This window comes from Bradyrhizobium sp. HKCCYLS2038 (assembly GCF_051167655.1).
Classification (GTDB): domain Bacteria; phylum Pseudomonadota; class Alphaproteobacteria; order Rhizobiales; family Xanthobacteraceae; genus Bradyrhizobium.
This window is the reverse complement of sequence record NZ_JBNPTM010000004.1, coordinates 337310-349766: the sequence shown is the minus strand read 5'-3', so window position 1 is coordinate 349766 and position 12457 is coordinate 337310. Positions and strand designations below refer to the sequence as shown.

General features: G+C 58.4%; 10 protein-coding genes. 8 read left to right on the top strand and 2 right to left on the bottom strand.

Translation table 11 applies throughout. The annotated features are described in order from the left end of the window. The first annotated feature begins 12 nt into the window (after positions 1-12). From ACQR1I_RS19570 to ACQR1I_RS19550, 5 genes are all read left to right on the top strand, one after another. Complete coding sequence (locus ACQR1I_RS19570) at positions 13-402, top strand: hypothetical protein (protein ID WP_434888762.1); 390 nt, start codon at positions 13-15, stop codon at positions 400-402. Positions 403-407: 5 nt separating this feature from the next. Further along, the gene (locus ACQR1I_RS19565) at positions 408-797 is read left to right on the top strand and encodes a hypothetical protein (RefSeq protein ID WP_434888761.1); all 390 of its coding nucleotides are present in this window, start codon (positions 408-410) and stop codon (positions 795-797) included. Between the two features lie 76 nt (positions 798-873). Further along, positions 874-1155, top strand: coding sequence for a hypothetical protein (locus ACQR1I_RS19560; RefSeq protein ID WP_434888760.1), 282 nt, complete (start codon positions 874-876; stop codon positions 1153-1155). A gap of 110 nt (positions 1156-1265) precedes the next feature. After that, positions 1266-1583: a hypothetical protein gene (locus tag ACQR1I_RS19555; protein ID WP_434888759.1), complete on the top strand. Its 318-nt coding sequence runs from the start codon at positions 1266-1268 to the stop codon at positions 1581-1583. Between the two features lie 192 nt (positions 1584-1775). Next, positions 1776-4220, top strand: coding sequence for a hypothetical protein (locus ACQR1I_RS19550; protein WP_434888758.1), 2445 nt, complete (start codon positions 1776-1778; stop codon positions 4218-4220). A 279-nt stretch (positions 4221-4499) separates the two neighbouring features. Here ACQR1I_RS19550 and ACQR1I_RS19545 read toward each other — a convergent pair whose 3' ends face one another. Together ACQR1I_RS19545 and ACQR1I_RS19540 are read right to left on the bottom strand one after the other, a co-directional pair. Beyond that, the gene (locus ACQR1I_RS19545; protein WP_434866180.1) at positions 4500-5651 is read right to left on the bottom strand and encodes a phosphatase PAP2 family protein; all 1152 of its coding nucleotides are present in this window, start codon (positions 5649-5651) and stop codon (positions 4500-4502) included. Positions 5652-6029: 378 nt separating this feature from the next. Continuing rightward, on the bottom strand, positions 6030-7166 hold the full coding sequence (locus ACQR1I_RS19540; RefSeq protein WP_434866179.1) for an acyltransferase family protein: 1137 nt from the start codon (positions 7164-7166) through the stop codon (positions 6030-6032). 490 nt (positions 7167-7656) lie between these two features. Between ACQR1I_RS19540 and ACQR1I_RS19535 the strand changes: the two genes are divergently transcribed. The 3 genes from ACQR1I_RS19535 to ACQR1I_RS19525 are packed head-to-tail and all read left to right on the top strand — an operon-like array spanning position 7657 to position 12453. Next, on the top strand, positions 7657-9783 hold the full coding sequence (locus ACQR1I_RS19535) for a type I secretion system permease/ATPase (protein ID WP_434866178.1): 2127 nt from the start codon (positions 7657-7659) through the stop codon (positions 9781-9783). Continuing rightward, positions 9770-11224: an HlyD family type I secretion periplasmic adaptor subunit gene (locus tag ACQR1I_RS19530; RefSeq protein ID WP_434866177.1), complete on the top strand. Its 1455-nt coding sequence runs from the start codon at positions 9770-9772 to the stop codon at positions 11222-11224. The genes ACQR1I_RS19535 and ACQR1I_RS19530 overlap by 14 nt, the downstream gene beginning before the upstream one ends. Further along, the gene (locus ACQR1I_RS19525) at positions 11224-12453 is read left to right on the top strand and encodes a hypothetical protein (RefSeq protein ID WP_434888757.1); all 1230 of its coding nucleotides are present in this window, start codon (positions 11224-11226) and stop codon (positions 12451-12453) included. The genes ACQR1I_RS19530 and ACQR1I_RS19525 overlap by 1 nt, the downstream gene beginning before the upstream one ends. The last annotated feature ends 4 nt before the right edge of the window (positions 12454-12457 follow it).

The following is a 12457-nucleotide window of genomic DNA, read 5'->3' as shown; positions in this document are numbered from 1 at the left end:
AAGGAGAATCCGATGTTTGCATTTGTGCTGGTCGCGATCACGATCATCGCCGTCTACTGGTTCTGGATTCGTCCGATCCTGCAATCCCGCCCGGCCTTCCACGATCTCTACCGGAAGGAGGCCAGCGCCTTCGCCGCAGCGCGTGAGAAGTTCGCAGGCATCAAGCAGAAGCTCTCGACGGCGCTCGTGATCTCGGCCAGTGCCGCCGTCAGCGTCTACGATTTCTTCGCGCCGATCGTCGGCGGTGTCGACGTGAGCTCTCTCACCTCGCAGATGCCACCGTGGGCCTGGCCGCTTGTCCTGATCGGAACGACGGCGCTGTTCCAGTTCCTGCGCAACCTCGCCGACAAACGTCACGACGCCGAATTGGCCGCCGTGACGTCGCCGGGCCATGCAGGGTAAGTGGCATGTGGACCTGGCTAGCGAGCCTGATCGGCGGCCCGATCATCAGCGGTCTCATCAATGCCTACAAGGCGAGGCTGGAGGCCGCCAACACGCAGGATCGCATTGCGGCCGATCTCGCCGCCAAGGAAATCGAGGCCGAGATCGCCGCGCGGGCGCAGGCGTCCGCCATCATCATCGCCGAGCAGGGCCGCTGGTACACCGCCATCATCCGGCCACTGCTCGCATTCCCCATCATTGTCTACTTCTGGAAGGTAATCGTCTGGGACAAGGTGCTGGGATGGGGCAGCACCGACCCGCTCAACGGCATGATCGCTGATTGGGCCGGGATGATCCTCACCGCCTACGTCGGCGGACGGTCCATTGAGAAGGTCGCCCGGATCTTCAAGCGATAGCCGTACTCCCGTGCGACTTACTGCGCGCCTGGCGTAGAGCAAGACCTCACTCTTGAACCGGGATTACGGAGCACCCATGCGACCAGATAAAGGTCAGTCTCGGCAGCACAAAGCCCTATTCGACCCAACGATCAACTACGGCCATATTCTCACGGCCGTGAGCTTTATCGTCGCGGGAGCCGGAGCCTTCTATGGAATGCGGGCAGAGCTCGAAAGCGTAGATCAGCGGGTCGCCAAGATCGAGAGCACGCTGCATCAGCTTGCCAGCGTCCTGGTCGTCACGGCGCGTCAGGACGAGCGACTGGTCGCGATCGAGCGGCGGGTGGATCGTCTGGAGGACGGACAAACTCGGAGATAGCATCGTCGGAATTTGAAGCTAGACATTGCAACTACTAGCTGCAAGACTGCCTCCAAACGGAAGTTTCCTATCAACGTGATCAGAGCCTTTTCGGGAGCGGTATGCATAAAATGGCTGAGAAGACTCCAGAAAGGGAGACCGCTTGGGCAGATCTCCGACGGGTGCTCGACGACGAATTAGAGCATCTCAACTTTTTGCGCGACGCCCAGCGGCGGCGGTTGCGGATGAAAATACCTCGGGCCTTCTCGGAGGAAGGGTCTCGCATCGCACCAAAATCCATCGGTTCAGGCAGCGAGCTGTTCGGGCTCGCGCTTTCAGGCGGCGGCATCCGAAGCGCCACCTTTTCGTTGGGAGTCATCCAAGCCTTCGCCCAAAGAAGGCGTATCTCGAGTATTGACTATATCTCCACCGTTTCTGGGGGAGGCTAAATTGGTAGTTGGCTTTCAGCTTGCATTCGTCGTGCGCGGCTTGGTGACAGTTTTGACCCCGTCCGTGACGTCGAGATGCGATTGACTCCACAAAACATAAGACACTCAATTAATGAGGCGCCTGAAATAAGATTTCTTCGAGCTTATAGCAACTACCTGACTCCGCGCCTTGGCTTGGTGAGCGGAGATACATTGGCTGCGATGTCAGGCTTTCTGCGCAATCTCTTGTTGAACCTAGTTCTAGGGGTCTTATCTACCCTTTGTGTTTTGGCAACGTTCCATGCACTGATCGCTATTGAAGTGGCAGACTTTACCGTGAACGGGGAAAGTGACTGGCTGGGAGCGATCACGCTTTTTTTGTTTTTCTTTGCTCTATCTGCATTGTCTGTTCTTTTGACTCTACAAAGCTATGACGTGCGAGCTCTCAAAGGTCAGGACAGAAATGATGCTCGAACTAAGCTTGTAATGCTGTTCAATCGACGGCCCCGGTGGATCGTCGTGGTGCCGCTCAGCCTTAGTCTCATTGCGGGCTCGGTTTGGATTTGTATCAATCTAAAGAGTATTGGTCTGAAAGAAGTTGGTCTGACGATTGCGGTCGCTGTCGTGTCGATTGGACTGGGTTGGGAATGTGCCTATGTGCTGCTGCAGTACCGTCGGATCAGGCATGCTAGCAAAATCTCAAAAGCCTTTATCTTTCTCAAGCTAGGTGCTCGGAGAGCAATTAGAGATTCTCGGAACGAGCTCCGCCGATATGTTCTCGCAATACTGGTGTGTGGGCTTGCTGCGTACTGTTTGTTGCTGACTGGATCTTCATTCCTCAGGCTTTCAGGATTGGACGCAGAAAGCGCAATTCACGTCATAGCGCTCGGCCCTGCCGTAGGCGTAGTGCTGTTTTGGTTCCTTTTTGTCTTGTGGATGGGAATTGTTGGCAACACTTACTCGGAATTCACTCGCGAGTGGCTAAATCGATTTCTTGGCGAGTTGTCCGGATTTGCCGGCCTTTGGATAATAGCTGGAAGCCTGATTCTATATGCTCGGCCGGTATGGCGCTGGGGCAGCGCGAATACCTACACGTTCGTTCAGAACTATCAGCTTGCCACTGCCGGATTCGTCGGTGCCGCAGTATTGGTGGCGTCAGTCGCGCAACTTCGTAAAAGCAAGCGCATGTACAGCGAATCGGAAGCGGAAACCAAGCGTCCAATCTTGATGGCGCTGTGTTGGCTATCGGTTTGCGGCTTTATCGCTGCGGTAACCGTGGTTTTCCAGGACGTATTCCTCTCGGTCTTCGCCAAACTGCATAGTGGCGCATCGAGAGACACTTTTGCTGAGATATTGAATGGTCAGATTGCAGATTTGGCGGACGTATTCTCGTTTAGGCGACCAAAATTGGCGAGCCCAATCAGCTGGCTATTTGCGATGCCGGCAATCACGACCTTTTTCGTAGTTGGAGCTTTAGCGATCTGTGCCTTCGTTTGCGTAGATGTTAATACGTTCTCTCTACAAAATTTATATCGAAACCGCCTCGTGCGATGTTATCTCGGTGCTGCTCATGGAGCTAGTCGTCTGCCGAATCCCTACGCGGGGTTTGATCCGCGTGATGATTTTGCCCTTCACGAGTTTGCGAATCAGCGTCCCTACCTTTTGATGAACGCTGCGCTTAACATCACTCAGGGCCAAGATCTGGCATGGCAGCAACGAAAGGCCGCAGCATTTGTCTTTTCGCCGCGCTGGTGTGGCTACTGGTTGGAGTCAACCGAAATGTCACGCATCACAGGCGGTCTCACGAGGGGAGGGTATGTTCGAACGGATCAGTACGTTGTGGAGCCCGGTGCATTTCGAAGGGACTCCGAAGGTGTTATGGTCGGTACAGCGATCGCGACATCAGGAGCGGCAGTTAGTTCGCAGATGGGCTTCGCGAGTCGTGGGCCGCTTGCCTTCGCTTTGACGCTGCTAAACCTGCGGTTGGGGCGTTGGCTGCCCAATACCGCTCGGAAAACTGAGGCCCCGTTGTGGAAGAAATCCAGCCCGGGATTCGGGGCTTTTTGGTATCTGCGGGAGCTGTTAGGAACGACCAACGAACGATCGAGCTGGGTGTACGTATCGGATGGTGGTCATTTTGAAAATCTTGGCGTCTATGAGTTGGTAAGACGCCGCTGCACGCGGATCTTCTGCGTTGATGCCGGCGCGGATCCAAATAGAACGTTCTCTGATCTCGGCAACGCCGTCCAGAAGTGCCGTGTAGATCTTGGCGTGGATATACGAATCGATCTAGGCGCACTTCAGGTCGATGCTAAGGGAGTTAGCGAAGAGGCATTTACGATTGGCACCATTGAGTACCCGGCGCTTGGAAACGAGAAAGGTTTCAGAGGCGAGCTAGTGTATGTGAAGCCGTCTCTGCCGCGATCTTGGGAATATCTGCCGACTGACATTCTTGCATATCGAGCTCGTCATCCAGAATTTCCTCATGAACCGACGACTAATCAGTGGTTCTCTGAGTCTCAGTTCGAAAGCTATCGGCATCTCGGATATGTAATCGGGCTTAGAGCGCTGTCTGCCACAGACGGTTGGCGCGGGCCTCGAGGTACGAGAAGCAAAAAGACGAACCGAGCTTCGGGAGAGGAGCGTCCGTCCGCGTAGTCAAGCGTCAACTTCCAAAGCAGCAACCCTGTTGACCCGCCTGATGTTGACTTTAGTAGGAGGGTGGATTGAATTTCTAGAGTTCCTAAACGGTAACCTATGAACGCGACGAAAGAGACGGGCAGGCACTTACTAAAGTAGGCCATTGGCCCGCTTCTTCCATAACACCTCATACGCGAATCTGCGTTGTCGGAGGAGCAAAGCCCCCACCCCATGCGCGCCCAGGGGTGTGCAGGCGTTCTCGTCGACCGCTTACGACGAGGGGATTAGCTGGGTCCGCTAGAAGAGGCGCAGGCGCAGAGAAAGGTGTCCATCGGAGAGATCTCTTTGCCGTTCCAATGAGCTGTCGTCCCTCCGCAAAGACGCCAATACAACGGCAATTCCTGTAGCTACGATCCATACGATCGCGCCACACGGAAGGTCGATGGCGTAGTGCCCGCCGATCGGTATGGTCGACATGATCACGAGAGAATTCCAGCCCAACGAGATAGGGAATAGCCATCTAATAGTCCAAGTTGCGAATATGAGCATGAGGGCGAGGCAGCAATGAAAGGATGGAAAGGTCACAACGCCCTGCAGATTGGCAAACGACAAGAGCGGAGATGCGGCGCCGCGAAAGTAATCCAATTTTGACAAGTGATAGAGTCCCGAACCCGTCGGGAGATGCTCAAGCAAGCTGGCCGGGTACTCAAAAAACGCGAAAGCGCCTTTCGCCGGCCAGATCACGGAGATGCCCGCGCAGGCGAGAATGGTAACAACAAAAGTAAATGTCAGAATCCATAGGTGATCGAAACGACGGGTGATTGCGAGCGCCGTCGTTACGGCGAACAGCAGTGGGAACGAGCTGCCGTATGTGACTGCCAGAAGGTGAGACCAGGAGGGATGATCGGCCACCCATGCGATGACAGCGGGCAGGTCAACGCCTGCGGCTCGATCCCAGTTTGCAAGCTCTGCGTCGATGAATGGGGCGTTGTTGCGAAGCCCAACCAGGCTGATGATCCCGGCCGTCGCGCCTGACAGCAATATTGCTGCGAGTCCTCCGCACAGGTTGCTCAAAGCCGGCGATGGCCTTAGCTGGCGGTAGACGATGTGAGCGGTGAGGAGGAAGCCAAATATCGCGAGCGCGGCCAAGAGGCTTGCGACATCAACAGCGGCTCCGGAGCGATGGATTAGGAAGACCGAGGATGTGGCAGCGACAATGCAAATAATCCAGACGCATGATTCCAAAAGGCCGGTGGTGTGCCTTTTCTCAGAAGCCCAGGAGGAAGTTTCGCGCGAGGAACGTTGAAAGCCTTGAGATATAGGGTCTCCTATCCGGAGACCGGTGCTGTTCGATCGCAGAATCGTCGTAATCTGCGCTGTGGCCTGCGACGGTCGATGGAAGCGACGAAAGAGTGCAGGCAAAAGGGTGCCTATGGTGGGCTCCAGCATGGACGTCCACTTCTGTGTCGGCTTGTTTCGGATTGTTTCCGTCGGTACTTACATACGCAAAAGCCGAGAGCGGAGGCAATCTCTCAACGTGTGCTTTAAGATGATACCGTGTTGATATGCTTAGCGAAGCTCTAACGAGCGCTGCGCAATGTGAATCGAATTGATCTCGAAGGAGGCCGTTCGAAAAAGATCAACCGAGTACACGGCCACGATCTCCTGGAGATCCTCCAGGATTGCTACCGCCGCTCCACCAACGTCACCAGCCGGCTTCATGTCAGCGCGCGCTGGTCGGCGATCCCACTCAAATCGACGTCGTCTGCGACCGCGTGGTTCATAGCGCCCACCGGATCGACCTGAGTGACGAATCCGGCGCGTGCTTCATCGAATCGACGACTGCGCTGATGTTAATGAGGATGAATGAATGAGCCGACCACTGGGATCAGGGCCGCTCGACAGCCGCCGTCCTATTTCGATCAACGGAGCTTCGACGAAGCGAAATGAGAGCCAACTCGCGGTCAGGGCTAGAACTAAGTACTGAGGAAAGGAGTCTTGGAGATAGAAGATCGGCTTGGCCGTAAACACCTGCTGCCAGAGATAGATGCTGTACGAGGCCAAGCCCAGGCGCTGAAACACGGTTAAGCCGACAGCCCGGCGGAGAATACTCCGCTCGTTGAGCGTCTCGACGAAAATCAGGAAGATGCAGATGGGATTGATAAAGCCAAAGGTCAGCTGAACCGCAAAGGACTGAGGAAGGACGGTCTGGCTGACGAAAACGGCAAGGGAGATGGTCGACACGCCAGGCGAGGCAATCCTTTGGAGTGCCGTTCTGAACCAGGGATCGATGGCGTATAGGCTGCCTAACGCGATACTGGCGAAGCCGCCGCCTGTTGGTGCGTAGGCGTCGAAGAGGCGCAGCCCGGCACTCCATAGTGCAAGGGCACATAGGAGTCGGACGAAGATGACGCGCTGGGATCCGAAAAGCACGAGCAGAATCGGCCAGGCGAGATAGAACTGCTCCTCCACCGACAACGTCCACAGGTGTCCGAAGAACCAGTGACAGGGTGTGGCGTCACACGTGAACGTCAGAGCCGGTACGAAATCGCTAGAGCCGACGTCAATAAGGTCCAGGCGCGCCAAAACATGGATCGCCAAAACGTAGACGAGGAGCGCGGGGAGAATACGAAAGGCTCGCCGGAGATAAAAGCGGCGAAATGAGACTGCACCATCCGCCGTCTCCTGCTTCAGGAGGATATCCGAAATCAGCAGTCCACTGATGCCGAAAAATATTGAGACACCGAATACACCGCCTTTCTCGGCCAGCCTGAGAATGGAGGCCTGGGTGTTCTCCGACACTCTGTCGACGAACGGCCCGGATGACACGGCATCGGACAGGCGACCGAGAGTGACATGGGAGATCGCAACGACGAGCACGCTGAGCCCGCGCCAGCCGTCGAGGACGGAATGACGGACGGCCTTGGCCGGGTTGGCGGGGTCGGCCACCTGGGGCAAGCTCACGCTGAGTGCTCGCCAACGACGATAACAAGACGGGAAACAGGACCGAGCATGAGCGAACCGCCGTCTAAAATTGCAGATCGCTACTGTATGTGTCGAAATATGTCTGCGAAAGCTCGATCAACCATCTGCAGCCTTACGTTGTTGCCCGCGTCTGGTTGTCCCTAATGAAAGCTTTCGGAGATGAATACGTATGCATCGATCAACCCGTTCCGTACTGCTCAGCACTGGTCGATGAGCGAACTCCACCTATGAGCTTCTCGACGGAGTCGAGTTTCGTCGAGTTTAGCCGTGCCGTTCGGTTGCATGAATCGCCTATTCTCATCGGACGAGAGCGGTGATCTTAGGCTCCGTTCCCACGTGAGAGCGCCTCCGACTATCGACGAGGTCATCTTGGAGCAGACAGACGATGCCGAAAGTTGATGCACTCGGTTCTTGTCTGATCGTTTCCAGTATGTATTATAGCACCACGACTTAAAGTAGTGCTGGGGCAATGGACGCGGGGCAGAGGGATACGGGGCTTGACTGCCTGGCATTGCTGCTGCGGTTCCATCAGGTTGCCGTGGATCCGGCGCAGATTGCACATCAGTTGGCAGGTGAGCCGGTGGGCGTCACCGAGATGCTTCGCTGCGCCAAGCAGCTGAAGCTGAAGGCTCGTGCGGTCAGGCAGACGTGGGGCGGACTTACAAAGCTGCCACTGCCGGCCATTGTTGCGAGGCCCGATGGCTCATTCGTCATCCTGGGACAGGTCACGGCCGAGACGGCGCTCATTCAAGACCCGCTCGTGAACCGCCCGCAGAGTCTCAAGCGCGCCGAGTTCGAGGCCAACTGGACCGGCACGATCGTGCTGATGGCGCGCCGCGCCTCGCTCACGGATCTCGCGCGGCGATTCGATGTCACCTGGTTCCTGCAGGCGATGCACAAGTATCGCCGACTGCTCGGCGAGGTGCTGCTGGCCTCGTTCTTCCTGCAGCTATTCGGCCTGGTGACGCCGCTGTTCTTCCAGGTCGTCACCGACAAGGTGCTGACGCATCGCGGCTACACCACGCTCGATGTGCTGGTGTTCGGCTTGGTTACCGTAACGATCTTTGAGACCGCGTTGGGCGGTCTACGAACTTATGTGTTCTCGCATACCACCAACCGCATCGACGTCGAGCTCGGGGCTCGGCTATTCCGCCATCTGGTCGCGCTGCCGATCGCCTATTTCGAGGCGCGACGGGCCGGTGATTCGGTGGCGCGGGTGCGCGAGCTGGAGAACATCCGCAACTTCATCACCAGCTCGGCACTGACACTGGTGATCGACCTCGCCTTCACCTTCGTGTTCCTTGGGGTGATGTTCTACTATTCGCCGTACCTCACCTGGATCGTGGTCGGCTCGTTCCCGTTCTACATCGCGCTGTCGGCGGGCGTGACGCCGATCTTCCGCAAGCGCCTCGACGTCAAGTTCGATCGCGGCGCCGAGAACCAGGCCTTCCTGGTCGAGACCGTCACCGCCATCCAGACCTTGAAGGCGATGGCGATCGAGCCGCAGATGCAGCGGCGCTGGGAGGAGCAACTCGCCGGCTATGTCGGCGCCAGCTTCGATGTGCTGTCGCTCGGCAACTGGGCCAGCCAGTTGGTGCAGTTCATCAGCAAGATCGTCACCGCGCTGACCTTGTATTTCGGTGCGCATCTGGTGATCGAAGGCAGTCTGAGCGTCGGTGAGCTGATCGCCTTCAACATGTTGGCCGGGCGGGTGGCGCAGCCGGTGTTGCGGCTGGCGCAGCTGTGGCAGGATTTCCACCAGGCGCGGCTGTCGGTGGCCCGGCTCGGTGACATCCTCAACATCACGCCGGAGCCGGCGTTCAATCCAGGGCGCGCGGCGCTGCCGCCGGTGCGCGGCGAGGTGGTGTTCGATCACGTCCACTTCCGCTACCGCATCGACGCGCCTCTGGCGCTGCACGATATCAGCCTGAAGGTGCCGGTCGGTCAGGTCGTCGGTATCGTCGGCCCCTCCGGTTCCGGCAAGTCGACGCTGACCAAGCTGATCCAGCGGCTGTACGTCCCCGAGGGCGGTCGCATCCTGATCGACGGCGTCGATCTCACGGTGGCCGACGTCACCTGGCTGCGGCGGCAGATCGGCGCGGTGCTGCAGGAGAACGTGCTGTTCAACCGCTCGATCCGCGAAAACATCGCGCTCGCCGATCCCGGCATGGCGATGGAGCGGGTGATCCAGGCGGCCGAGCTCGCCGGCGCCCACGAGTTCATCCTCAGCCTGCCGGACGGCTATGACACCGTTGTCGGCGAGCGCGGCGCCAGCCTCTCCGGCGGCCAGCGCCAGCGAATCGCGATTGCCCGCGCGCTGGTCACCAATCCGCGCATCCTGATCTTTGATGAGGCGACCTCGGCGCTCGACTATGAGAGCGAGAACATCATCCAGCGCAACATGCGCAGGATCTGCGCCGGGCGCACGGTGTTCATCATCGCCCATCGGCTGTCGGCGGTTCGCAACGCCGACCGCATCATCACCATCGAGAACGGCCGCCTCGTCGAGGACGGCACCCATGACGAACTGATCAAACGCGCCGGGCGCTACGCGACCCTGCATCAGATCCAGGCGGGCCTGCATGTCGTCGGCTGAAGCACACCGGCATGACAACGCGCCGGTTTCGCTGGACGCGCATCGCCGCAGGCGCAACGACGCGCGCGAGTTCCTGCCCGCAGCGCTGGAGATCGTCGAGACACCGGCCTCGCCCGCCGGCCGCGCCGTGGCCGGAACCATCATGCTGTTCTTCGCGATCGCGGTCGGCTGGTCGATCATCGGCCATGTCGACATCATCGCATCGGCGCAGGGCAAGATCGTGCCGACCGGCCGCACGAAGACCATCCAGCCGCTGGAGGCGGGCGTGGTCGCCGCGATCCATGTCCAGGACGGCGACAAGGTTCATGCCGGCGACGTGCTGGTCGAGCTCGACCGCACCGTCACCGAGGCCGAGCGCCGCCGCGTGGCGCAGGGCCTGATGCAGGCGAGGCTCGATGTGACCCGGCTGAGCGTGCTTCGCGATAGCTTCGCCGATCTCGCCGCGTTGCGGCCCCTTAGCGTGCCCGAGGGCGCAGCGCCCACCGACGTCGCGCGCACCCGCGCCGCGCTGCAGGCCCAGGCCGCCGAGCAGCTGTCCAAGCTCGCCTCCAACCTGCAACAGATCGCGCAGAAGCGCGCCGAGGCGCAGTCAATTGAGGCCACGATCGCCAAGATCGACGCCGCTCTGCCGTTCCTGCAGGAGACCGCCGATATCCGCCGCAACGCCAAGGAAATCCAGTACGGCAATCAGATCGCCTATATCGACGCGCAGTCGCGGCTGATCGACCAGCAGAACGAGCGCGTCGTGCAGACGCGCCGCCTCGTGGAAATCGACGCCGCGCGGCAGGCGCTGGAGCAGCAGCTGGCGCAGACCCGCTCCGGCTTCGAGCGCCAGGTACTGTCGGATCTCACCGATGCCGAGAAGAAAGCCGAGGAGCTGACGCAGGACCTCGTCAAGGCCGAGCGCAAGACGACCGAGCAGGTGCTGCGCGCCCCGATCGACGGCACAGTGCAGCAGCTCGCGCTGCACACCGTCGGCGGCGTCGTTACACCGGCGCAACAACTGATGCTCATCGTGCCTGCCGACAGCCAGCTCGAGGCCGAGGCCATGATCTCCAACCGCGACATCGGCTTCGTCAATGTCGGACAGGCTGCGGAGATCAAGATCGACACCTTCAACTTCACCCGCTACGGCCTCGTCCACGGCAAGGTGCTGAGCGTCTCGCAGGACTCTATCACGCGCGAGAAGTCGGGGGATAAGCAAACCGGCGCCAAGCCCGCCGGTGCGTTGGCCGAGACCAGCGAGCCGGCGGGGCAGGAGTTCATCTACTCGGCGCGGGTGTCGCTGGACGAGAAGCAGATGCAGGTCGAAGACGAGATGGTGGCGCTCGCGCCGGGCATGGCGGTGACGGTGGAGATCAAGACGGGGACGAGACGGATCATCGAGTATGTGATGTCGCCGCTGCTGCGGTACAGGCAGGAAAGCTTGAGGGAGAGATGATGGCGAAGAACTCGATATCAGCTGTGATCGAACCTTCTGATCGATCCGCCTCTCCTTCGAAAGCTGAGATGCAATTTTTCAGCATTGTGCTCGCTTTGTTATCAGTTGTCCTCTCAACGGTCGTAGCTCTCGCTCAGCCAGACCGACCAATGAGCCAGTCATACAGTCAGGAGCCGGGCTATTTTTATCGAGTTCAAGCCAACTTCGAGGTTAAGGCCACCAGAGAGCTGCTGCAATTCGACTACATTGTCGCCTGCAACGTAAGATTGACGCGGTGGCGCGACAGTAGTCTATCCGACGACACGATTTACAGTCCAAAATCGATGGTGGTGGCAACGAGCAGTGGCGAAGCCGTGATGCTAAGAAGCCTCAATCTTTGTTCCGGCCTGACATCAGATAATGGCGATGTTCCCCACGACGTTCTGCCGCTCGCAATATGGTTTGACGACGTGTCGGACCTTTCAGTCGGTGTCGGATATCTTACCGAAGATGCGTACGCGAGCCGTCTCTCAAAGTTGGCTTTCAGGGGAGCCCGGTTTGAGCGGTCGGACCGATCTGCTTGGGAAGCTTGGCGTAAGAAGTCCGCGCAAGAATACATTCAGCGAGGCGCGTTGCCCGGGCCTTGGGGGTACGACTTTCCCAACCCTGCGCCAGAGAACGATGCGTACGTGCAAACCTGCGAAGCGTTTCAGCGTATCAAAATTCCATCAGACTTGACGGTGCGGTTTCGAGAGCTGCGGCCGAAGGATCGGCCAAAGTTCTGGGCGCCCACAAGTCGTACAGAAGAGAACGTCATAGAAGGTTTGGTTCGTATGCTTTCTAGGTCGTTTGCTCCGGGCAGCCCTAATAGTGGTCAACCTCTACGAAGCGGGCGAGTTGTCGGGGCAACTCCCCACGTGGCCTCCCGGTGGCCAACGGAGGTGTACCCGCTGCTCTGGCCCGGTTTACTGTCTATCACCCCCGTGAAAAAGACCCCGTACGATGACAGAGAAGATCGCTTCGTTGTAAATCTCGATTTTCGTGGAGGGGAGATGAATGGCTTTGCCGCATGCCAGGACGTGCGCAAACGCTATATAGCACGAAAAAAACGAGTCGTTTCCGAGAACATCTTTCAAATTGACGGGGTGTCTGTGAAGGCGCTCAGCCAAACAACGCCTGCACTTGATATTCCGGCCTACGTTATTGAAGGCGATGAAGCTGTCTTCATTCGTAGTTCGCAAGCATTTTAAGGGG

Excerpts from the sequence above, each read along its gene's own strand:
- ACQR1I_RS19565 (WP_434888761.1), top strand. The coding sequence starts at position 408 with ATGTGGACCTGGCTAGCGAGCCTGATCGGCGGCCCGATCATCAGCGGT.
- ACQR1I_RS19530 (WP_434866177.1), top strand. The coding sequence starts at position 9,770 with ATGTCGTCGGCTGAAGCACACCGGCATGACAACGCGCCGGTTTCGCTG.
- ACQR1I_RS19555 (WP_434888759.1), top strand. The coding sequence starts at position 1,266 with ATGGCTGAGAAGACTCCAGAAAGGGAGACCGCTTGGGCAGATCTCCGA.
- ACQR1I_RS19545 (WP_434866180.1), bottom strand. The coding sequence starts at position 5,651 with ATGCTGGAGCCCACCATAGGCACCCTTTTGCCTGCACTCTTTCGTCGC.
- ACQR1I_RS19535 (WP_434866178.1), top strand. The coding sequence starts at position 7,657 with ATGGACGCGGGGCAGAGGGATACGGGGCTTGACTGCCTGGCATTGCTG.
- ACQR1I_RS19570 (WP_434888762.1), top strand. The coding sequence starts at position 13 with ATGTTTGCATTTGTGCTGGTCGCGATCACGATCATCGCCGTCTACTGG.
- ACQR1I_RS19560 (WP_434888760.1), top strand. The coding sequence starts at position 874 with ATGCGACCAGATAAAGGTCAGTCTCGGCAGCACAAAGCCCTATTCGAC.
- ACQR1I_RS19525 (WP_434888757.1), top strand. The coding sequence starts at position 11,224 with ATGGCGAAGAACTCGATATCAGCTGTGATCGAACCTTCTGATCGATCC.